Raw genomic sequence first — 19720 nt, forward strand, 5'->3', positions numbered from 1 at the left:
TCGGATTATTTACCCGAGAGTCCGATTTGCGACCAAAGGATAAGAGGCTGAAGCCGGCCGCGCAGACGCCGTTAGAACGCAGGAAGGCGGCCCTCGGGCCGCCTTCCTGTTACCGCTTCGCGAACTCGCGAATTTAATCGAAGCCGATGCCGATGCGCCGGCCGACTTCCTCGTAGGCCTCGATGACGCCGCCCAGGCCCTGGCGGAAGCGGTCCTTGTCGAGCTTCTCGCGGGTCTCGGCGTCCCACAGCCGGCAACCGTCCGGGGAGAACTCGTCGCCCAGCACGATCTCGCCCTTGAACAGGCCGAACTCCAGCTTGTAGTCGACCAGCAGCAGGCCACCCTCGGCGAACAGCCGCTTGAGGACCTCGTTGACCCTGAAGGTCAGCGTCTTCATCTCGGCGAGCTGCTCGGGGGTGGCCCAGCCGAAGGTCTCGGCCAGGGACTCGTTGATCATCGGGTCGTGCTGGGCGTCGTTCTTGAGGAACAGCTCGAAGGTGGGCGGCGTGAGCGACTGACCCTCGGTGACGCCCAGGCGCTTGACCAGGCTCCCGGCGGCGACGTTGCGCACCACGCACTCCACCGGGATCATCTCGAGCCGCTTGACCAGGCTCTCGGTGTCGGAGAGGCGCTTCTCGAAGTGGGTGGGAATGCCCGCCTCGGCCAGCTTCTCCATGATGAAGGCGTTGAAGCGGTTGTTGACCATGCCCTTGCGCGCCAGCGACTCCATGCGCTCGCCATCGAAGGCACTGGTGTCGTCGCGGAAGTGCAGGACCAGGTAATCCGGATCGTCGGTGGCGAAGACCGACTTGGCCTTGCCGGCGTAGAGTTCTTGACGCTTTTCCATGGGAGCCTCCAGGGGCTGCGATCAGGTGAAAGTATGCAGGCTCAACCGATGGCCTGCCACGCCAGGCCAGCATCCTGACAGGCCACCATCAGCCGCGATTCGTCGCCGTCGAGCAGCGGCACCAGGGCCGCCAGGGCCAGCTCGGGACGGTTGTTGTGTTCGGAGAGGTGCGAGCAGACGATGCGCTGCAACCGATCGAGGCCGAGCCGCGCCAGCAGGGTCGCCGCCTGGGCATTGGCCAGGTGGCCCCAGTCGCCGCCCACCCGGCGCTTGAGGCGCGGCGGGTAAGGCCCCTCGGCGAGCATCCGCACATCGTGGTTGCACTCCAGCACCAGGGCGTCGCAGCCGGCGAAGGCCTCGGCCACATGGTCGGTGGGGTGGCCGAGGTCGGTGAGCACGCCGAGGTGGCGCTCGCCGCCGCCCTGGAAACGGAACTGCACCGGCTCGCGGGCGTCGTGGGGCACGGTCACCGGGTCGACGGCGAGCCCCCTCACGGCGAAGCGCGCCTGGGGGGTGATCCAGTGGCGCTCGGGCAGCTCGCCCAGCCGACCGCTGGCCCAAGTGCCGGGGGTCAGGTAGACCGGCACGCCGTGGCGGCGCGCCAGGGGCCCCACGCCACGGATATGATCGCCGTGCTCGTGGGAAACCAGCACGGCGTCGAGCTGGCGGGGATGCAACCCGAGCCGGGCCAGGCGGCGCTCGGCGTCGCGCAGGGCGAAGCCGCAATCCACCAGCAGGTGGGTCTCGCCGTCGCTGACCAGGGTGGCATTGCCCTTGCTGCCGCTGCCCAGGGAGGCGAACTGCAGCCGCCCCGGGCGAGGCGCCGCGGCGTCAGGCGGCACCGCCATCAGCGCAGCAGGCTCGCCACCCGCTCCAGCAGCTCGCGCTGGTCCTCGGGGCTGAAGCCGCGATCGCTGGCGTTCACCGCCCGCAGCAGGGTCTGCTCGGGGCCGGTGGACTCCAGCACCAGGCGGATCTGCTGGTGCATCTGGCGCACGTCGGCGCTGAACACGACCTGCAGCGGATTGCGATTGCGCTCGCTCTCGGTCATGTAGCTGATCAGGAACTCATGGCCTTGGGGGTCGCTCTCCAGCAGCTCGCGTTGATCCTCGACGGTAAAGTCCCGCTCCAGCTGGTGGTCCAGCTCGGCCCAGGTGCGGTCGATGTCCAGGGGCACCTCGACGACCCACTCCTCGCCCTGCTGGGTCAGGCTCAGGCGCTCCTCGCCGGCCAGACGCTGGGCCTGCAGGGAGGAGGCGCTGGAAGCCGAGGCACTGCGTGCGCCGAAGTACTCCTCCAGGGCGTCCAGGCAGGCGCCCACGGGCACGCCCCCCTGGTCGCAGCGCACCTCGCTGTCGCCGGCGCGCAGTCCCTGGCTGATGCTGAGTCGGGCCCGCTGCGTCTCGATCACCCCGCGGGAGGAGTCGCTGGCCACCACGCCCAGGCCGCGGGTGCGGGCGAAGGCCTCCAACTGGGGCCAGACGCTGTCCGGCGCGGCCGCGACCACCAGCCAGGCGTCCTCGTCGACGGCGCGACGCTCGACATAGTCGCGCTCGACGCGGCCGGCGGCCAGCGGCTGAGGCGCCGGCGCCTCGAAGCCGTCGTCCGCGGCCTGGAAGTCGTCGGCCACCTCGGGCACCGGCATGGCATCCTCGTAGCGCTGCGGGTTCCGCGTCTCGGGCAGCACCAGCGGGGGCGCCGTGCGGGCCTCGGCGTAGTCGATGTTGCGATCGTGGTAGTAGCCGTCGTCGCGGGCACAGCCCGCCAGGGCGACAGCCGCCACCAGCGGAAGCCATTTCAGCGCAGAGTTCATGCGTCCACCTTGCATCCAGTTCTCCAGGTTCCGGCGCGGCGCCGATCAGTCGTCGATCAGTCCGGCCAGCTGCAGGGCCTCGCTGATGGTGGAGTGGTACTTCTCCGAGAGCCAGGTGAGCGGCAGGCGAATGCCCGGCTCGATCAGGCCCATGCGGTGGAGTGCCCACTTGACGGGAATCGGGTTGGCCTCGATGCCGAGGTTGGTGTGCAGCGGCATCAGGCGGGTGTTGATCTGGTGGGCGCGGTCGGCGTCGCCCGCCACGGCGGCGGCACACAGGTCGTGCATGGCCCGGGGCGCCACGTTGGCGGTCACCGAGATATCGCCGTGGCCGCCCATCAGCATGAAATCGCAGGCGGTGCCGTCGTCGCCGGAGTAGAGCATGAAACCGCTGCCCGCGAGCCGCGCGACCAGGTCCTCGGCGCGTTCCAGGTTACCGGTGGCGTCCTTGAGGCCGACGATGTTGTCCACCTCGGCCAACCGCAGCACCGTCTCGTTGTAGAGGTCGGAGCAGGTGCGCCCCGGCACGTTGTAGAGGATCACCGGCAGCTTGCTGCCCTCGGCCACCGCCTTGAAGTGGCGGTAGAGCCCCTCCTGGGTGGGCTTGTTGTAGTAGGGGCAGACCGACAGGCAGTAGTCGGCCCCCACCTCGCTGGCGTAGCGCGCCAGCTCCACCGCCTCGGAGGTGGCGTTGGCGCCGGTACCGGCGATCACCGGGATGCGGCCGTCGACCTCCTCCACCACCGCCCGGATCACGTCGAAGTGCTCGGCGAAGGACATGGTGGTGGGCTCGCCCGTGGTGCCGGCGGCCACGATGCCGTCGGTGCCATTGTCGAGGTGGAAGTTCACCAGGCGACGCAGCGCCTCCCAATCGATGTCGCCATTGACCTTCATCGGCGTCGCCAGGGCGACGATGCTTCCAGTGATCATCCTCTCTATCCTCTCGGTTCGACTGCTGCGCCTCGCCCCGGCGCGCCGGAACGAACGGTGGCAGGACGCTGGCCCGCAAAGGCCAAATGGTACTCAGGCGGCCAGGACCTGTACAGCAGCGGTGCCACTTTCCCCCTCTCCTCCCTTTGACAGCCAGGCGGCGGTTGCGTGTAATCGACCGCCCGGCCATACCCCACTCAAGGAGGACCCATGAGCATCAGCGTCGGCCAACCCGTCCCCGACTTCACGGCCACCGCCACCGGCGACAACTCCGTGACCCTTTCCGCGTTGAAGGGCAAGCAGGTGGTCATCTACTTCTATCCCAAGGCCAGCACCCCGGGCTGTACCACCGAGGGCGGCGACTTCCGCGATCGCAAGGCGGCCTTCGATGCCGCCAACACCGTGATCCTCGGCGTTTCCCGGGACGGCATCCGCGCCCAGGAGAACTTCAAGGCCAAGCAGGACTTCAACTTCGACCTCGTCTCCGACAAGGACGAGGCGGTGTGCCGCCTGTTCGACGTCATCAAGCTCAAGAAACTGTACGGCAAGGAGCATCTCGGCATCGAGCGCAGCACCTTCCTGATCGACGCCGAGGGCAGGCCGGCCCGCGAATGGCGCGGCGTCAAGGTCAAGGGCCACGTGGACGAGGTCCTCGAGGCCGCCCAGGCCCTGCATGCCGACTGAGATCATCGACCGGGCCGCCGCGGCGGCCCTCACTCCTCGGCCACCGCCTCGCCGGCCTCGTCCAGGCGATGGCGCCTGATGCCCCGCGGCCAGGCATAGACCAGCGCCTTGAGCAGGGTCGCCAGGGGAATGGCGAAGAACACCCCCCAGAAGCCCCAGATCCCGCCGAAGAAGAGGATCGCCAGGATGATCGACACCGGGTGGATATTGACCGCCTCGGAGAACAGGATCGGCGACAGGACGTTACCGTCCAGGGCCTGCAGCACGCCGTAGGCGACCAGCACGTAGAGGAACTCGTCGGTCATGCCGAAGTGGAAGCCGGCCACCGCCGCCACCGGCAGGGTGGTCACCGCCGCGCCGATGTAGGGCACCAGCACCGACAGCCCGACCACCACCGACAGCAGCGCCGAGTAGGGCAGGCCGAAGTAGGCGAAGGTGAAGAAGGCCACGGTGCCGACGATGATGATCTCGAGGGACTTCCCGCGCACGTAGTTGGCGATCTGGTCGTCCATCTCCTGCCAGATCCGGGTCATCAGGGTGCGCTTCTGGGGCAGCAGCGAGAGGGTGAAGTCGACCAGCCTGTCGCGATCCTTGAGCATGAAGAATACCAGGATCGGCACCAGGATCAGGTAGACGATCAGCGTCAGCACGTTGCCCAGCGAGGCCAGCGAGAGGGTCAGGGCCCGCTGGCCCATCTGGGTCATCTCGCGGCCGGCCACGTCGATCCAGTTCTGTATCTGGTCGGGGGTGACCAGTTGCGGATAGCGCTCCTGCAGCACGTCGAGCAGCTGCTGGCCGCTGGCGAACATGCGCGGGGCCTCCTGGACCAGCCCCACCAACTGGTTCCAGATCATCGGCATCAGGATGAAGGCCAGCGCCAGCATGATGCCGACGAAGCCCAGGGTCACCAGGATCACCGCCAGCAGATGCGGCACCCGATGGCGCTCGAGCCAGCCCACCGGCCCCTGCAGCAGGAAGGCGATCACCAGGGCGAAGAGGAAGGGGGCCAGCATCCGCCCGAAGAAGATCACCACGGCGAAGCCCAGCACCAGCACCACCAGCAGGATCACCGCTTCCTCATCGGAGAGGTAGCGATCGACCCAGCGCCTCAGTACCGCGCGCAGTGTCATGAGGTGAGCTCTCCACCCTTGCGGATCCAGTAATGGTAGACGTCGCCGCGCTCTTCCCTGGCCGGCATCTCGTGGACGCTCTGCTCGATGAAGGTGGCGAAGTCCTGCCAGGAGCCGGCGTCGGTGGCCAGCACCTCGAGCAGCTGGCCGGCCTCCAGCCGCGCCAGCGCCTGTTTCGCCTTGAGCAGCGGCAGCGGGCAGGGCAGGCCGCGGGCGTCGAGCACGTCGTCGGGTTGCAGAGCCATGATGTCTCCCGGAAGAATGCAGAGGGGCATCGCCGGCGACAGCCGCCTGGCGATGGAAGCCCCTTGGGATTTAAAGGCACTTTGCGGGGCGAATCAATGTCACAGCAAGGCCATCGCCCCGCACCAAGGAGAACTCGAGCATGCCGCGTCGCATCACCTCCCGACTGGCCGCCGGCGCCCTGAGCCTCGCCCTGGTCCTGCCCGCCGCCGGCCAGTGGACCGAACCCGGTTGGGAGAGCGATGCCGGACTGCCCAGCCTGTCCAGCCATGACAGCCGTGCCGCCGCCGGCGAGGAGTTCCGCCTGGGGCGTGCCTGGCTGCGCCAGTTCCGCGCTCGCGCGCCCCAGTGGCAGGACCCCATCGCCCAGGCCTACGTGGAATCGCTGCTCGCCCGCCTGCAGCCGCACAGCGGCCTCGGCGGCCGTGACCTCATCGTGACCCTGGTCGACAGCCAGCGGCTCAATGCCTTCGCGGTACCCGGCGGGGTGGTGGGCATCAACGCCGGGCTGTTCGCCTTCGCCGGTGAGGAGGCCGGACTGGTCTCGGTGCTGGCCCACGAGCTGGGCCACCTCGCCCAGCGTCACTACGCCCGCGGCCAGGCCCGGGCCGAGCAGACCCAGTTGCCCACCATGGCGGCCATGCTGGCCGGCATGCTGATCGCCGCCGCCGGCGGTGGCGACGCCGGCATCGGGGTGGCGATGGGCTCCCAGGCCGCCTTCATCCAGGATCAGTTGGCCTACTCGCGACGCTACGAGCAGGAGGCCGACCGCCTGGGCCTGAGGGCGATGGCCCAGGCCGGCTACGACCCCGACGCCATGGTGCGGATGTTCCGCGCCATGCAGCGCATGGCCAGCCTGCAGGGCGGCAGCCCGCCGGAGTTCCTGCTCACCCACCCGCTCACCGAATCGCGCCTCAGCGACATCCAGAGCCGCGCCGGCCAGGTCACGGTGCCCTCGCCCCGCGAGGAAGACCTGCAGTACCACCTGATCCGCGCCCGGGCACTGCTCAGCATCCACGACCGCGACCCCAGCCAGGCGGTGACCCGGCTGGCCCAGGACCAGCCGCCGGCCCAGGCGCGCCGCTACCTCGACGCCCTGATCGAGGCCCGACGGGGCGAGGTCGATACGGCCCTGCAGCGCCTCGACGCCCTGGCCCGCGAATCCCCCGACCTCACCCTGCTACCCGCCTCGGCGGCCCAGGTAGCCTTCGATGCCGGTCGCTACGACGACGCCATCGCGCGCAGCCGGCGCGTGCTGCGGCTGGTGCCGGGCCACCTGCCCTCCTCCCTGGTGCTGGGCGAGGCGCTGTTGCAACGCGATCCCGACGAGGCGTGGCGGGTGTTGCGCGACCTCGCCGAACGCCGCCCCGAGGACCCGCAGGTCTTCACCCTGCTGGCCGAGGCCGCCGGACACAGCGGCCGCGAGGCCTGGGGGCACCTGGCCCGCGCCGAGCAGCTGCAGCTCAACGGCCGGATCACCGAGGCGATCCGCCAGCTCGGGGTGGCACGCCAGGTGGCCGAGCGCGAGGGCGACACCGCGGCCGCCGCCCGCATCGAGCAGCGCCGCGAGGCCTTCATCGGTTATCGGGAGACGCTGGAGAAGTTCTAGCGCCGGGCGCCCGGCGCCAGCCGCTTATTTCTGGAAGTTCAGCATCCGCTCCAGCGGCTTGAGGGCGGCCTGGCGCAGTTCGGCGTCGACGTGAATCTCGCCGGAGCCGTGGCGCAGGGCCCCGGCCAGGTTGTCCAGGGCGTTCATGGCCATCCAGGGGCAGTGGGCGCAGCTCTTGCAGGTGGCGCCGTTGCCGGCGGTGGGCGCCTCGAACAGCGTCTTGTCCGGGACCGCCTGCTGCATCTTGAAGAAGATGCCACGGTCGGTGGCCACGATCAGCTTGTCGTTGGGCAGCTCCTTGGCCGCCTTGATCAGCTGCGAGGTGGAGCCCGCCACGTCGGCCAGTTCCACCACCGGGGCCGGCGACTCCGGATGCACCAGCACCGCCGCCTCCGGGTAGAGCGCCTTGAGATCCTCGACGCCCTTGGCCTTGAACTCCTCGTGGACGATGCAGGCACCGTCCCACAGCAGCATGTCGGCGCCGGTCTGCTTCTGGATGTAGCCACCCAGGTGCTTGTCCGGGGCCCAGAGGATCTTCTCGCCGCGGGCCTGGAGGTGCTCGATCACGTCCACGGCGATGGACGAGGTCACCACCCAGTCGGCACGCGCCTTCACCGCCGCCGAGGTATTGGCATAGACCACCACGGTGCGGTCGGGGTGCTGGTCGCAGAAGGCACCGAACGCGTCGGCCGGACAGCCCAGGTCCAGCGAGCAGGTCGCCTCCAGGGTGGGCATCAGCACGCGTTTCTCCGGCGAGAGGATCTTGGCGGTCTCGCCCATGAAGCGCACGCCGGCCACCACCAGGGTATCGGCCGGATGACGGGCGCCGAAGCGAGCCATCTCCAGGGAGTCGGCCACGCAGCCCCCGGTCTCCTCGGCCAGCTGCTGGATGGCATCGTCGGTGTAGTAGTGGGCCACCAGGACGGCGTTGCGGGCCTCGAGGAGTCGCTTGATCTCCACGATGCGCGCCTCGTCCTCGGCGGGGATGCGGGTGGGGCAGTAGGTACGGGCCAGGTGCTCGCGCACCTCGGCACGGGAAGTCATGATCGTCATCGTGTCTACCACTGTGACTGGCAGGGGCTCCCCCTGCGGTTTACCAGGTACCGCCGCTCGCGCGCTCCGCACGGGGCGATACGCCAGAGGGCCGCCGCTTGCGTCTTTCGCGACGGTCGACCCGGACCCTTATTCTAGACCAGAACACTGGGGTATTGACCACCCTCGGCCAGAAAAGCGTCATGCGAATGGCATCGGGGCCGCCCGGCGGGATCGAGGGGCACTCGAGGGCGTCGGTGTGTTAGCGCACCGACGGCGACCTACCGGTCCGCCATAATCGTGCTACCGATGCTTCACGACATCGTGAAGGCCGGACAGTGACACGAGGTCGCCATGCCATCCCCCATCCAGCACACCACCCCTTCCACGACGGCATTCAAGAACTTCACGCGCCTGCCCGACCGCGAGCCAGGCGAACAGCAATACGGCCCCCCCTTCAAGCCGCAACGCTTGCCCGGAGCACCACTTGCGACACTTCCCGACGAGGGGCTCGATGAGCCTGCCAGGCACGCCGCGGAAGGTGACGATGACCTGATGAGCCAGGATATCAACGTGATCGTCCCCGAGGTGCCATCATGACATCCCGGCTGGCGCGGCCTTCCCAGGGTGCACCAGCCGATTTCATGGTACCTACGCTTCGATGATGACCTGGCGGTAGATGCGTCGATCGGCGGCATAGCAGCCACAAGAGGCCTCGATCAGACCCGCCCGGTCCAGCACCGTGATGGCCCCACGGTGATAGCGGATCAATCGGCGCGTCTGAAGCACCGTGGCGGCCAGGGTGATGCCGGCACGACGCACCCCCAGCATCATGGCCAGGAACTCGTGGGTGAGATGCAGCTGATCCGAGTGCGCACGATCCTGTGTCATCAACAACCAGCGAGCCAGGCGGCCCTCGACCTGATGAAAGTGGGTACATGCTGCCACCCGGGACAGCTGGTCCATCAGCACATAGAAATAGCGCTTCAACAGCGCCTGAAGCGCGGGGCTCCGCGCCAGGTGACGGCCAAAGACAGCCGCCGGTATGCGCAGTGCCGGCCCGGCGCCCTGCACCAGGGCGTGCCAGGGCGACTCCTCGACCCCCAGGATCAAGGGCATCCCGAACATGCCTTCACTGCCGATCATAGCCACTTCCAGCCGGTCCCCGTCACTCAGGCTGGCGATCAGGGAAATGAAGCTGTTGAGGGGAAAATAGACATGCGAGATCCGCTCGCCGGGCTCGGCGAGCACCTCACCGAACGCCAGGTCGATGGCTTCGCAGTCGGCGAGGAAAGATCCCCTGACCTGACGCGGCAAGCTGTCGATAAGGTGGTTGGTCACCGGACTGAGAGTCGAAGGCTGCATGTGCACGCTCCTGGTTGAATAACCGGCAATCGGCACATGGCAAGAAATCACTAGGCTCCGACGCCGACAGCAGCCAGGGTGTGATCAAGCCATCATCGACAAGCCGCTGAGCGAACACTGGCATGTCCATCCTCGTGCCGTCGGTGCGCCAGGATACACACGCAGGACACGCCCAGCTCGAGCACCCTACCGGTCCGCGAGGGAATGGTCCCTTCACCCGGGGCGATGATAGCGCAGCAGGCGATCATACTCCTTCTTGACGACCGCATAACATTCACAGACTCGCGCTTCCAGGCCAGGCCTGTCCAGGATGCTGATATGCCCGCGATGGTAGGAAATCAGCCCGGCCCTCTGCAGCTTGCCGGCCGACTCGGTGACGCCCTCTCGACGAACGCCAAGCATATTGGCGATCAGTTCCTGGGTCATGACCAGCTCGTTGGTCGGCAAGCGGTCGAGGCTCAGCAACAGCCAGCGACACAGCTGCTGATCCAGGCTGTGATGGCGGTTGCATACCGCCGTCTGAGCCATCTGGGTGATCAGGGCCTGGGTGTAACGCAATAGCAGATGCTGAAGCGCTCCCGCGCGATCGAATTCGTCCCTCAGCAGTTGCCCCTTGAGGCGATAGGCGCTGCCAGCGCTCTGCACGACGGCACGGCTCGGCGTGGTTTCACCGCCCATGAACAGCGAGATGCCGACGATACCCTCGGCACCGACGACGGCAATTTCCGTCGAGTCGCCATCCTCCATGACGCACAGTAGCGATACGATGGAATCCGTCGGGAAATAGACATGGTGCATCACCTTTCCCGACTCGCCCAGCGACTCCCCCAGCGTCAGCTCGGCCCACTCGAGGTGGGGCGCCAAGCGCTGGTATTCATCCCTCGACAGGGCCGCCAGCAAGTGATTCTGACGAGGATCATGTTGCAGGGCCATGACTGACACTCCCGTATCGAGCAAGCCACCCCCGACCACAGGGTACGAAGAGCGGACTCATCCGGGGGTTCTCGCTGCACGCCCCCACCCACCGACACAGGCGCAGGACCGAAGCACATGCTGTGTACGCTAGCGCACGGAAGCGACGCCGTCACGCCACTACGCTCGCTGGATACCAGCCAAGCGCTCCAGGGCTCGGGTCAGGCGATGCCGTCCCACAGGCAGAACAGGAAACCGGCTCATGGTAGTCCCAATGTTTCTGATGGTCATGTCTCCGGTCTCACAGCCTCGAGCGTCGTACCGGGCCACGCCGCTCTTGTCTCACCTCTGGGCGCGCGGCCCATGGCTCATGCGCCTTCCCGGGCCGAGTGCATGAAAGACGACCCGATGCTTCAGGGCAGCGCCTGGACGCCGCTTCCTTCCGCCTCCTTAGGCAGCGAGGAGCCGGTGCGGCAAGATCACCCCCAGATCCACGCCTCGAGACGGGACGTCGCGGCCGCCCTGGATGCCGAGATGGCATGGACTCGGGTGGCCCTCGACGCCATTGGCGATGCCGTCCTGACCATCGACCTTCACGGCACGGTCACCTACATGAACCGAGTGGCTGAAACCCTGACAGGCTGGTCGGAGCCGGAGGCGATCGGCAAGCCACTTTCCCGCGTGTTCCACCGTGTCGATGGCAAGACACATCAAACGACTACCCCCCCCTGGGCAACGCGCCATCGAGGAGAACAACACGGTAGGCCTCGCCCTGGATTGCGTGCTGGTCCGCCAGGATGGCAGCAAGCTCGAGATCGAGGATTCAGCGGCGCCCATCCATGACCGGGAAGGTCGAGTCACCGGCGCCGTGATCGTGTTCCACGACGCCACTCGGTCACAGGTCATGTGGGAGAGGATGGCCTACCTGGCGCAGCATGATGCGCTCACCGGCCTGCCCAATCGTGCCCTGCTGACGGAACGGCTCTCCCGAGCCATTGGCCTGGCCCGACGACACCGACACCTGGTCGCCCTGCTCTATCTTGACCTTGATGCCTTCAAGCCCATCAATGACTCGCTCGGCCATGCCTTGGGCGACAGCCTGCTAAAGGCGGTTGCGGGCCGCCTTCAGGACTGCATGCGCGACATCGATACCGTCTGCCGTCAGGGGGGCGACGAATTCGTGATCCTGCTTGCCGAGATCAGGCAACCCGAAGATGCCACCAGGGTCGCGGAGAAACTGCTCGCCGTCCTGAGCAGGCCATACCGTATCCATGGTCATGCACTCCTCATCACGCTCAGCATCGGCATCAGCCTCTACCCGGATGATGCCGACGATGTCGATACCCTCATGCACAACGCCGACATGGCCATGTACCACACCAAGCGAAATGGCCGAAATGGGCATCAGTGCTTCACGGCCGAGATGAATACCCTGCCCATCCAACGAAGGCGGATCGACCCGAGTCTGCACCGGCCCCGCCAGCCGTCGCAATTCGTTTTCGACTTCTAGCCGAAGATCGTTCCACCAGGCCTCCTCAGGAAGTGAGGCGCCATGTACGCCAGCGCACAGATGGGAGGCCACCCATGCCATACCCTCAACATGGGTGTGGCAAGGGAACAGCCTGTACAGGGAGTTGCGCCACGCGTCGCACGGACTGCGACGCCATCATGACACGAACCATCCCGCAGCATCCTGAAACAGGAAAATGCCCCGCAGAGGAAAGCTTCATGAACAACATCGTCTATATCGTCGGCGCAGTCGTCATCGTGATGGTGATTCTCTCCGTTCTCGGTCTTCGTTGAGACAGGCGAAGAGCGAATCGAGTGGCAAGACAGCTCGGTGAAGCCGGGAAGCTGCAAGCCGAGCCCCCTCTCACTGGAGACACCCCGTGACCATCATCAAGGGATTCGTGGTCCTGCTCGTTCTGTTCGGCCACATCGCGCTGGCCAGTGCCGATGACGGCTACACCGACGCCCTGAGGACCTACGAGCGTCAGGAGTACCACCAGGCATTGCAGATGTTCGACCGGCTTGCCACCACTGGCGACGCCGAGGCCCAGTACATGCTGGGGCAAATGCACGAGGCCGGCCAAGGGACGCCCAGGACTTCGTGGAGGCACACAAGTGGTACAACCTGGCCGCGGCTCGCGGCCACCGCCATGCCGCTGCAGCGCGCGATGCAGTGGCGGCGCGGATGACCACGCAACAGATCAGCGAGGCCCAGCAGACAGCCCGCGCCTGGCAGCCAAGGGCGACACCGTCACGCATAGCGCCCGACTCCTTGCCTCCCGTCGAGAGCCTGTCCGGCCAACAGCTGGTGGCCGAAATCCAGCGTGAACTCAACCGGCTCGGCTACGAGGCCGGCCCGGTGGACGGTCTCATGGGAACTCGCAGCCGTAATGCGATTCGCGATTACCAGGGCACGGTGGGCCTGGCCCAGGACGGTCAACCGACGACGGCACTGCTGGCGCGATTACGGCAGACGGGCCAAGAGCCGGCGGCCACGGCGCCATCCGAGCCGGAGCCGACACCGGCAAGACGGGTCGTCCTGGACGATGCCTTCGGTGACGGCGATTTCCGGCGCAACCCACCCTGGACCGTGCTCAGCGGACGCTTCGACATCGATGATGGTGGATTACGCAGCATCGTCGAGAAACCGCAGGTGGTCACGCCTGCCTCACCGACGCTCCGCCCGGAGCGACCGGAGGAGATCGGCCTGGCGATGCTCCAGTTGATCCTCGAACAGGCGGGTGGGCGGGCGCCAGAGGCGGCACCGCCGGTGGCGGCGGAAGTCGAGTTCGAGGAAGCCGCCCGGATCTTCGTCCATGCACCGGTCGACAACGCCTTCAGACTGGAGTTGGAACTGGCCTCCTACCAGCGCCCGGGCAGCCTGGAAGCGGGGTTGTTCCAGGGCAACCAGCCCGGTGGCGGCTACCGCCTGGTCTACAATCCCGGCTCACGGCCGGGACTCAGCCTGGTACGGCTGACGGCCGATGGGGGCGAGGTGATCGCCAGCAGTGAGGGCACGCTCGACCTCGAGGATGGCCGCTTCCATACGCTGAGCTGGACCCGCGACGAGAGCGGGAACATGCAAGTCGGGGTGGATGGCCGGCGTGTGCTGCAGGCACAGGATCGGCGCCTGCGCCAAGGCTTCCAGGGCTTCACGCTGGTGAATCATGGCGGCGATTACAACCTCCGCCGGGTACGGCTGGAGCATTAGGGCCGAGAGGGCCCCATATCGACAAAGCGCCCTCGCTTTCTGGAAGCGAGGGCGCTTTGTTTGGCAATCTGGTGGGTCGTGTATCCACCAGAATGAACCGCCCATCCTTGCTATAGCGGTATTCTTACACCTTTACCGCCTGCCTGTGCCCCCATACATGCCCCCTCAGTCAACCGAGTGGCACGGTGCTAATCGGCGGTTAATAAAATGACCACCCAGCGCCAGCGTTTTTGTTCAAAACAGGGGTCCGGAATTGCGATTCCGACGGTATTTTGCCCCCTTCGTCGCACCAGTTCCGCATCCCGACAAGGCCAAACCGCTCTAGAATGCGGGTTTCAGAGGGGTAGGAACCGGAACCGGAGGCCTGAAAATGTCTGACAAATAGCGAAATCCCGGGACTCTGCGTCCCCGCAGGCCCGGGGGATGGCCAGGAGGACCCTATGATATTGACCACAGGGGCGCCGCCTTTCAGCCGCGCATGGCGACCACAAGACCGAAGTGAGGCTGGCTCACTTTGGTCTGCGCGCCAACGGCCGAGGCGTGAGCAATTTGCGTACCCCTTGCCGTGCACTCACTGAATCCCCCTGGGTCCGCGCTGCTGCAGGGTCTTCAGCCGCAAGGCCTCGGCCTGGTGCTGCTCCGCCTCTTTCTGCAGCGCTAGCTCCTGCTTCACCAACGAGGCGTGCGCCTCGATCAGAAGGGCCAGGGCCTTTTCGAGGTTGACCAACATCTGCCCCTCGCCTTTGCGAAGCGCTTCGTCCCTATACTCGATCAGCGCCTGCGTGAGCCTGTCATATGCCCTGACACCCTCCCCCCGGGGGGCTTCTGAAAACGCCAACGCAGCTGCCTTCACGTGAGGGCAGGACAGCCCTTTCAGGTTGGCCAGCATCGAAGTGAGGGTGTTCCATGTCTTCACCCGGTCGTCGTGAACTCTCTTCTGCATCCGTTGAGCGCCAGCCAGGCGAATCACCTGCTCAGCGTACTGCTGGGCAAGATCCAGGTCGGCGCCGCCCTGGCTACCCCCCGGGGGGTTCATTTTGTCAGGCATGTCATGCTCCTCCGCTGTTGAGGCCGAGCAGGAATTCCGCGCCCTCGGCATTGGCGCGTAGCTGGATCTTCTCGAGGATCTCCCACAGGATCATCTCCAGCGCCGGCTCCAGGCCGGTGGAGTCGATCTTGATCAGCCCCTCGCCGTTGCGCAGGGCCTCGGTGCGGGCCTTGAGGTTCTCGGTCTGTGCCTTGACGTATTCGTTCTGGGTCTTGATCGCGGCTTCGCGGCTCTCCTGCTCCTTGCGGATGGCGCTGTCGAGGCTGACCTCATTCCAGCGGCTCAGGTCATCATTGCCGAAGCGGTCATCGAACAGGCCGCCCAACACCTGCCCGGTGCTGTCGACCGTGGTGGCCAGCGACGACATCACCGCCTCGACTTTCTTCGCCTCCGCCTCGATCTCGGCCACGCGGATGTCGGCGGAGAACTCCATGGCCTTGATCGTCTCGTTGGAGGCCAGCTCCATGGCGGTCTTCTGGAACTTCTCGAGTTCCTTGGACCCCTCCTCGAACTCGCCGCTGGTCTCCTTGGCCGAGCCGCCCAGGATCTCGATGGCCCCCGCCGCGCCTTCGCCGCCGTTCTTCACGTCCAGCAGCTTACCCTCCAGCTGCTTGAACACGTCCTCGCTGATCAGGCCGTCACGGAAGCCGGCGCGCAGGCTCTCCAGGGCCTGATCGACCGCCTCGAAGTTCTGCCGGGCCCCGTAGACGCCATCCCCCAGGTTCTCCCAGGAGGTGGTGGCCTCCAGGGCGTCCTTGGCCATGTCGCGGAAGGCCTCGTCGAACGTCTGCCCGGTGCCCTCGGCCTGGCCGCCGGCCTCGCCCAGCGCCTCGCCGACATTGGCCACCTCCAGGGCGGCATCGATGGCGGCCTGGCTGAGCTGCTTGGCCGCGGCCTCGCCGTCGGTGCCCATGCCCTCGGCGGCGGTGGCCACCGCGATCGCCGCGTTGACCGCCTCCTGGCTCACCGTCTCGAGGTCGGCGGCGGCCGCATCGCCCCAGCCGAAATGATCGCTCAACCCGACGTAGGCCTCGGCGATCTTCTGCGTGGCGAACAGCGAGAACTCGGTCGCCTTGCGCTGGGCGCCCTCGGTCTTGTCCAACTCCTCCTCGAGCTCGTCGGAGAAGGTCAGCTTGAATTCATTGAACTCCTGGACCCGGTCATACAACTGCTTGATGGCGAAGGCGGCGCCCAGGCCGGCCCCCCACAGCCCCGCAGTGCTGGAGGTGCCCAACGCCCCGGTCAGCTTGCCGGCAGCGGCGGTCATCGCCGGGATGGCCCCCTTTTTGCCCGCCAGACTATTGGCGATGCTCAGGAAGGAGCTGAAGGCGGAGAGCACCGTGGTCAGCACCAGCGCGCTGCCGCCGATCTTGCCGATCATCTCGACCCAGGCCGGGTCGATCTCCATGATCCAACCGGCCAGGTCCGCCAGTTGCTCGATGAAGGGCCCGATGGCGGTGATCGCCCCGGCGGTGTACTCGCTGAGCAGCTCGAAGCCGGTGCCCAGCTTGGTGATCACCTGCGCCAGCCCCTCGGCGGTGGTCAGGTCGGCGCCGTCGAACAGCTCCGAGACGGCCCCGCGGATCGCCTCGATACCGTTGAGGAAGCCCGACCAATCGGCCATCTCCAGCGCCTCGGGCAGATTCCGGGCGACCTCCTGCAGGGTGGCCTCCACGTCCTGGAAGACGCTCTCCAACTGGGCGGTGAATTGGCTCAGCTGGCCGTCGTCGAGCGAGGCGCCGATGGCGTTGAAGATGGCGGCGATCGCCTCCTGAATCCCCGAGAACTCGTCGAGGACCGGGGCGCCGATACCGATCAGGGTGGTCTCGATCGCGTTCTTGATCTTCTGCGTTCCCTGTTCGACGGTGCCCGACATCTTGTCGAAGGCCTCGGCGGTGGCGCCGGCCTTTGCGTCCATGTCCTCCAGGTTGGTGGCGAACTGGTCGGCGACGGGCCCCACCAGCGCCAGCACCGCTCGGGTGGCCTCGGTGGAGCCGAACAGGGTACGCATCTGCTCTTCGCTGCCGCCGGTCGCCTCCGCCAGGTCACCCAGGAAGCCCTCGAGGCCCTTGGTGCGTAGCGCAGTGGTGTTGAACTCCACGCCCAGCTCGTCGGCGAGATCCTTGGCCTGCTGCGAGGGGCCCAGCACCGAGGTGAAGGCGGCGCCCAGCTGCGTTACCGCCTGGCTGGTCGAGAGGCCGGTGGTGGTCAGTGCGGAGACCGCCGAGGCCGCGGTGTCAAAGTCGACACCCAGTTGGGCCGCCAGGCTGGTGATCTGCGGCAGGCTGCTGGCCAGCTCATCCACCGTGGTCATGCCGTTCTTCATGGCCACGAAGTAGGTATCGGTGTACTGCGTTGCCTGGTCTGCCTCCGCCCCGTAGGCGTTCAGCACCCCCGAGAGGCCTTTCGACGCAGTCGACAAGTCCGTCTTGCCGCCGACGGCGAGCTGCTCGGCTGCTGCCAGCAGCCGCAGCGACTCCTCCGTGTCCGCGCCAGCCGAGATCAGAGAATAGAGCCCGCTGTTCACGGTCCCGATCGCCTGGGTCGAGGTCGAGGCATAGTCGAGGATGTCGCCGCGGAACTGCTCCAGCGCTTCGGCCGGCATATCCACCAGGGTGGTGATCTCACGGAAGCCAGCATCGAAATCACCGGCTACCTTCACCGCCACGCCGGTAACGGCCGCCCCGGCCGCCAGGAGGGCCGTCTCGAACTTGAGCACACCCACGGTAAGATCGGCCAGGGGCTGGGCGGCCTGCTGGACCGCCCCCGACAAGCTGTCGAGCTGGCGGGTCGCCGAGGTGACGCCCGTCCCCATCTGGTCGACGCCCTCGAAGATGATGGCGACGGTCTTCTCCAGGTCTGCCATGGTCAGCTCCTACAAAAAAGGCGGGTCACCGCCAACTGCGTGCCCAAGCAAGAGACACAGCCGGCGAGACCCGCCAGAGTGATGCCGCGCCCTGAAGTTCGCGGCACCGCGTGGGCTTGGTGGTGAAGGAGTCTGCAGCCATGCCGTGGAACTGCATTACGCCACCTCGCCCGAACAGTCGCGCCCGCAATACGCGACTGGCCACTACGCTCGGTTACTCGTTGACCTGCCCGCGGAAGAGCCCGCGATGGTCCAGCGGCGCCACGCCCGCATCGATGCGGACCTTGAAGCTCACCCCATCGACCGTCCAGCCCTCCTGCTGCTCGAGGTACGGCTGCTCCTGCCCATCCAGGTAGGCGACTTCGATCGTGTCGCTGCCTTGGGAGGCGGCCACGAACCACTGATCGGGGTTGGACTGATCCAGGCGGGACTCGACCACCAGTTCGCCCATGTTGGCAACCGGGTTCATGATGCCGCTGTTGGTCTCAGCGCCCGGCACGCTGGTGGAGCGCAGAACCTGCATCATGGCGCCCTCCAGCTGGGCCGGCACGATCACGAAGGCAGGCGAGATGTTCAGCGGGTTGCCCTGGGTATCCTTCTGGGTCCGCATCGCGTGGCGTGCCTCGCTCAGCATCCCCGGTGACAGTGCTCCGGTGGTGCCGATGTTGTTGCGGTTAGCGTGGAAGAGGGCCATACCCTGGAAGGTGGGGTTCGTGGTCAGGGTCGAGTAGACCAGGTCGCCGATGGTCCGCGAGGCCGCCTTGCCCAGGCGGGCCGGGAGCTCATCGAAGGCGCTCAGGTCGTCGTTGATGATTGCCTGCCGGGTGATGCTGAACAGGCCACCGTAGGTCGCCAGCGCGATCGGGGCGCCGCGGTCGTCGGTGCTGACGTACTTGTACTCGGCGCCCTCCTTCACCTCGGGCAGCGGAGCGAAACCGCCCATCCCGACCCGATGCGCGGTGTGGAAATTGGTCAGCGAGCCGCGCTTGCACCACCGCTGGAAGCTCTCGCCGCTGTACTCCCAGCCCCGGAGCATCGACTTGCTTGCCGTGTCCGCCAGCAGGTTACCGAAGTCGCTGGTCGTGTGCGTGAAGGCGGCGCCGACCACCTGAAGCTTGGTGCCCATCGTGGCCACGCTCTCGCCGCGGTCGACGAGGGCCGCACGGGCCATCTCGAAGAGCGAGTGATGCCGGTAAGGGTTCAGCGCCTCTTGCAGTTGGGCGAGCCCGAGGCGGGCCTGCAAGGCGTCACGCATACAGTCGCCGACCAGGTTGCCGTTGTCGGCGAAGGCGCCAGCATCACGCCGCGGGGCGGCGGACGGGGTGGTGTTACGGCCCAGAGCGGCCAGCGCCTCCTCGCGGACCTTCTCGAGTGACTGACTCATGATGGTGGAATCCTCTTTCAGGGCCCGGATCTCGTGGGTGTCGGGCAGGTGCTCGAACAGGGCGGCGACCTGGGCCTCTCGCCGTGCCTCCAGGGCCTCGGCCCGCTCGGTGATGTCCGTCAGGTAGGCCATCGCCGCAGCGCTCAGTCGTGGCTTGCTGTCGTCGGTGTCATCGATGCGGTGCGCGAAGCCAGCGGCCACCGCCTCCTCCGCATTGAACCAGGTCTCCTGGGCCATGATCGCCTCGATCTCGGCCGACTCCTTCCCGGTGCGCTCGCTGTAGAGCTCAACCATCTCGGCGGCGTGCTTGTCCAGGCTCTCCGCGACCTTGCGCATCTCGCCGGCATCGCCCAAGGCAGCAGTCCAGGGGTTGTGCACCATCACCAGCGAGTGCTTCGCCATGACCACCTCGTCCGCGGCCAGCATGATCAGCGTCGCCGCGCTCGCTGCCAGCCCATCCACTCGGGCGGTCACGTTGCCCTTGTGGCTGCGCAGTGCGTCATAGATCGCCAGCGCATCGGTCACTGAGCCACCCGGGCTGTTGATGTGAACGGTCACCGGCTTGCCACCGCTCAGGCCGCTGCGCACCTGCTGGGCGAGCAGGGCATCGATCACGTCGTAAACGTGCAGATCCATA

General features: G+C 66.8%; 19 protein-coding genes and 1 pseudogene. 8 read left to right on the forward strand and 12 right to left on the reverse strand.

The window, feature by feature from the left end; translation table 11 throughout:
* Positions 1–133: 133 nt before the first annotated feature.
* The 4 genes from purC to dapA are packed head-to-tail and all read right to left on the reverse strand — an operon-like array spanning position 134 to position 3590.
* Entirely contained in the window at positions 134–847 is a 714-nt protein-coding gene (gene purC / locus QWY80_RS18600) for a phosphoribosylaminoimidazolesuccinocarboxamide synthase (protein ID WP_290235038.1), read from the reverse strand.
* Between the two features lie 41 nt (positions 848–888).
* Positions 889–1695: an MBL fold metallo-hydrolase gene (locus QWY80_RS18605; RefSeq protein ID WP_290235041.1), complete on the reverse strand. Its 807-nt coding sequence runs from the start codon at positions 1693–1695 to the stop codon at positions 889–891.
* On the reverse strand, positions 1695–2660 hold the full coding sequence (locus QWY80_RS18610) for a lipoprotein, NlpB (RefSeq protein ID WP_290235046.1): 966 nt from the start codon (positions 2658–2660) through the stop codon (positions 1695–1697). Before QWY80_RS18610 ends, QWY80_RS18605 begins: the two co-directional genes overlap by 1 nt.
* 45 nt (positions 2661–2705) lie before the next feature.
* Positions 2706–3590: a 4-hydroxy-tetrahydrodipicolinate synthase gene (dapA, locus tag QWY80_RS18615; RefSeq protein ID WP_290235049.1), complete on the reverse strand. Its 885-nt coding sequence runs from the start codon at positions 3588–3590 to the stop codon at positions 2706–2708.
* Positions 3591–3800: 210 nt separating this feature from the next.
* Between dapA and QWY80_RS18620 the strand changes: the two genes are divergently transcribed.
* The gene (locus tag QWY80_RS18620; protein ID WP_290235052.1) at positions 3801–4274 is read left to right on the forward strand and encodes a peroxiredoxin; all 474 of its coding nucleotides are present in this window, start codon (positions 3801–3803) and stop codon (positions 4272–4274) included.
* Between the two features lie 29 nt (positions 4275–4303).
* Here QWY80_RS18620 and QWY80_RS18625 read toward each other — a convergent pair whose 3' ends face one another.
* Both QWY80_RS18625 and QWY80_RS18630 read right to left on the reverse strand, forming a co-directional pair.
* The gene (locus QWY80_RS18625) at positions 4304–5404 is read right to left on the reverse strand and encodes an AI-2E family transporter (RefSeq protein WP_290235056.1); all 1101 of its coding nucleotides are present in this window, start codon (positions 5402–5404) and stop codon (positions 4304–4306) included.
* Complete coding sequence (locus tag QWY80_RS18630) at positions 5401–5649, reverse strand: sulfurtransferase TusA family protein (protein WP_290235059.1); 249 nt, start codon at positions 5647–5649, stop codon at positions 5401–5403. Before QWY80_RS18630 ends, QWY80_RS18625 begins: the two co-directional genes overlap by 4 nt.
* Positions 5650–5789: 140 nt before the next feature.
* Here QWY80_RS18630 and QWY80_RS18635 point away from each other — a divergent pair, with 140 nt between their 5' ends.
* Positions 5790–7256: a M48 family metalloprotease gene (locus QWY80_RS18635; RefSeq protein WP_290235062.1), complete on the forward strand. Its 1467-nt coding sequence runs from the start codon at positions 5790–5792 to the stop codon at positions 7254–7256.
* A 24-nt stretch (positions 7257–7280) separates the two neighbouring features.
* Here QWY80_RS18635 and nadA read toward each other — a convergent pair whose 3' ends face one another.
* Complete coding sequence (gene nadA, locus QWY80_RS18640; RefSeq protein WP_290235066.1) at positions 7281–8309, reverse strand: quinolinate synthase NadA; 1029 nt, start codon at positions 8307–8309, stop codon at positions 7281–7283.
* 333 nt (positions 8310–8642) lie between these two features.
* Here nadA and QWY80_RS18645 point away from each other — a divergent pair, with 333 nt between their 5' ends.
* Positions 8643–8888: a hypothetical protein gene (locus tag QWY80_RS18645; protein ID WP_290235071.1), complete on the forward strand. Its 246-nt coding sequence runs from the start codon at positions 8643–8645 to the stop codon at positions 8886–8888.
* A gap of 51 nt (positions 8889–8939) precedes the next feature.
* On the opposite strand, the gene QWY80_RS18650 is transcribed toward QWY80_RS18645, so the two are convergent.
* Together QWY80_RS18650 and QWY80_RS18655 are read right to left on the reverse strand one after the other, a co-directional pair.
* Positions 8940–9629, reverse strand: coding sequence for a Crp/Fnr family transcriptional regulator (locus QWY80_RS18650; RefSeq protein WP_290235073.1), 690 nt, complete (start codon positions 9627–9629; stop codon positions 8940–8942).
* A gap of 237 nt (positions 9630–9866) precedes the next feature.
* Positions 9867–10586, reverse strand: a complete 720-nt coding sequence (locus QWY80_RS18655) for a Crp/Fnr family transcriptional regulator (protein ID WP_290235075.1) — start codon at positions 10584–10586, stop codon at positions 9867–9869.
* A 513-nt stretch (positions 10587–11099) separates the two neighbouring features.
* Between QWY80_RS18655 and QWY80_RS19445 the strand changes: the two are divergent.
* From QWY80_RS19445 to QWY80_RS18675, 5 genes and pseudogenes are all read left to right on the forward strand, one after another.
* Positions 11100–11249 (forward strand): annotated as a pseudogene (locus QWY80_RS19445) (PAS domain-containing protein); the annotation flags it as partial.
* 13 nt (positions 11250–11262) lie between these two features.
* On the forward strand, positions 11263–12075 hold the full coding sequence (locus QWY80_RS18660) for a GGDEF domain-containing protein (protein WP_290235078.1): 813 nt from the start codon (positions 11263–11265) through the stop codon (positions 12073–12075).
* Between the two features lie 158 nt (positions 12076–12233).
* Positions 12234–12368: a hypothetical protein gene (locus QWY80_RS18665; RefSeq protein WP_290235081.1), complete on the forward strand. Its 135-nt coding sequence runs from the start codon at positions 12234–12236 to the stop codon at positions 12366–12368.
* An 86-nt stretch (positions 12369–12454) separates the two neighbouring features.
* Positions 12455–12763, forward strand: coding sequence for a hypothetical protein (locus tag QWY80_RS18670; protein ID WP_290235084.1), 309 nt, complete (start codon positions 12455–12457; stop codon positions 12761–12763).
* Positions 12676–13785, forward strand: coding sequence for a peptidoglycan-binding domain-containing protein (locus QWY80_RS18675; RefSeq protein ID WP_290235089.1), 1110 nt, complete (start codon positions 12676–12678; stop codon positions 13783–13785). The genes QWY80_RS18670 and QWY80_RS18675 overlap by 88 nt, the downstream gene beginning before the upstream one ends.
* Positions 13786–14356: 571 nt before the next feature.
* Here the strand turns inward: QWY80_RS18675 and QWY80_RS18680 are convergent.
* The 3 genes from QWY80_RS18680 to QWY80_RS18690 all read right to left on the reverse strand — a co-directional run bounded on the left by QWY80_RS18680 (position 14357) and on the right by QWY80_RS18690 (position 19719).
* Entirely contained in the window at positions 14357–14833 is a 477-nt protein-coding gene (locus QWY80_RS18680; RefSeq protein WP_290235092.1) for a hypothetical protein, read from the reverse strand.
* Between the two features lies 1 nt (position 14834).
* Positions 14835–17699 carry a phage tail tape measure protein gene (locus QWY80_RS18685; protein WP_290235094.1) on the reverse strand — a complete coding sequence of 955 codons (2865 nt, stop codon included), beginning with the start codon at positions 17697–17699 and terminating at the stop codon, positions 14835–14837.
* Between the two features lie 214 nt (positions 17700–17913).
* Positions 17914–19719: a ClpP-like prohead protease/major capsid protein fusion protein gene (locus tag QWY80_RS18690; RefSeq protein ID WP_290235097.1), complete on the reverse strand. Its 1806-nt coding sequence runs from the start codon at positions 19717–19719 to the stop codon at positions 17914–17916.
* Position 19720: the final 1 nt, after the last annotated feature.

Source organism: Halomonas ramblicola (genome assembly GCF_030409215.1).
Lineage (GTDB): Bacteria > Pseudomonadota > Gammaproteobacteria > Pseudomonadales > Halomonadaceae > Halomonas > Halomonas ramblicola.

What these genes read in the sequence shown, in the direction of transcription:
- QWY80_RS18660 (WP_290235078.1), top strand. Translation starts at nt 11,263, where the DNA reads ATGGCAAGACACATCAAACGACTACCCCCCCCTGGGCAACGCGCCATC.
- dapA (WP_290235049.1), bottom strand. Translation starts at nt 3,590, where the DNA reads ATGATCACTGGAAGCATCGTCGCCCTGGCGACGCCGATGAAGGTCAAT.
- QWY80_RS18610 (WP_290235046.1), bottom strand. Translation starts at nt 2,660, where the DNA reads ATGAACTCTGCGCTGAAATGGCTTCCGCTGGTGGCGGCTGTCGCCCTG.
- QWY80_RS18685 (WP_290235094.1), bottom strand. Translation starts at nt 17,699, where the DNA reads ATGGCAGACCTGGAGAAGACCGTCGCCATCATCTTCGAGGGCGTCGAC.
- QWY80_RS18655 (WP_290235075.1), bottom strand. Translation starts at nt 10,586, where the DNA reads ATGGCCCTGCAACATGATCCTCGTCAGAATCACTTGCTGGCGGCCCTG.
- QWY80_RS18680 (WP_290235092.1), bottom strand. Translation starts at nt 14,833, where the DNA reads ATGCCTGACAAAATGAACCCCCCGGGGGGTAGCCAGGGCGGCGCCGAC.
- purC (WP_290235038.1), bottom strand. Translation starts at nt 847, where the DNA reads ATGGAAAAGCGTCAAGAACTCTACGCCGGCAAGGCCAAGTCGGTCTTC.
- QWY80_RS18645 (WP_290235071.1), top strand. Translation starts at nt 8,643, where the DNA reads ATGCCATCCCCCATCCAGCACACCACCCCTTCCACGACGGCATTCAAG.
- QWY80_RS18630 (WP_290235059.1), bottom strand. Translation starts at nt 5,649, where the DNA reads ATGGCTCTGCAACCCGACGACGTGCTCGACGCCCGCGGCCTGCCCTGC.
- nadA (WP_290235066.1), bottom strand. Translation starts at nt 8,309, where the DNA reads ATGACGATCATGACTTCCCGTGCCGAGGTGCGCGAGCACCTGGCCCGT.
- QWY80_RS18605 (WP_290235041.1), bottom strand. Translation starts at nt 1,695, where the DNA reads ATGGCGGTGCCGCCTGACGCCGCGGCGCCTCGCCCGGGGCGGCTGCAG.
- QWY80_RS18625 (WP_290235056.1), bottom strand. Translation starts at nt 5,404, where the DNA reads ATGACACTGCGCGCGGTACTGAGGCGCTGGGTCGATCGCTACCTCTCC.
- QWY80_RS18690 (WP_290235097.1), bottom strand. Translation starts at nt 19,719, where the DNA reads ATGGATCTGCACGTTTACGACGTGATCGATGCCCTGCTCGCCCAGCAG.
- QWY80_RS18620 (WP_290235052.1), top strand. Translation starts at nt 3,801, where the DNA reads ATGAGCATCAGCGTCGGCCAACCCGTCCCCGACTTCACGGCCACCGCC.
- QWY80_RS18635 (WP_290235062.1), top strand. Translation starts at nt 5,790, where the DNA reads ATGCCGCGTCGCATCACCTCCCGACTGGCCGCCGGCGCCCTGAGCCTC.
- QWY80_RS18665 (WP_290235081.1), top strand. Translation starts at nt 12,234, where the DNA reads ATGACACGAACCATCCCGCAGCATCCTGAAACAGGAAAATGCCCCGCA.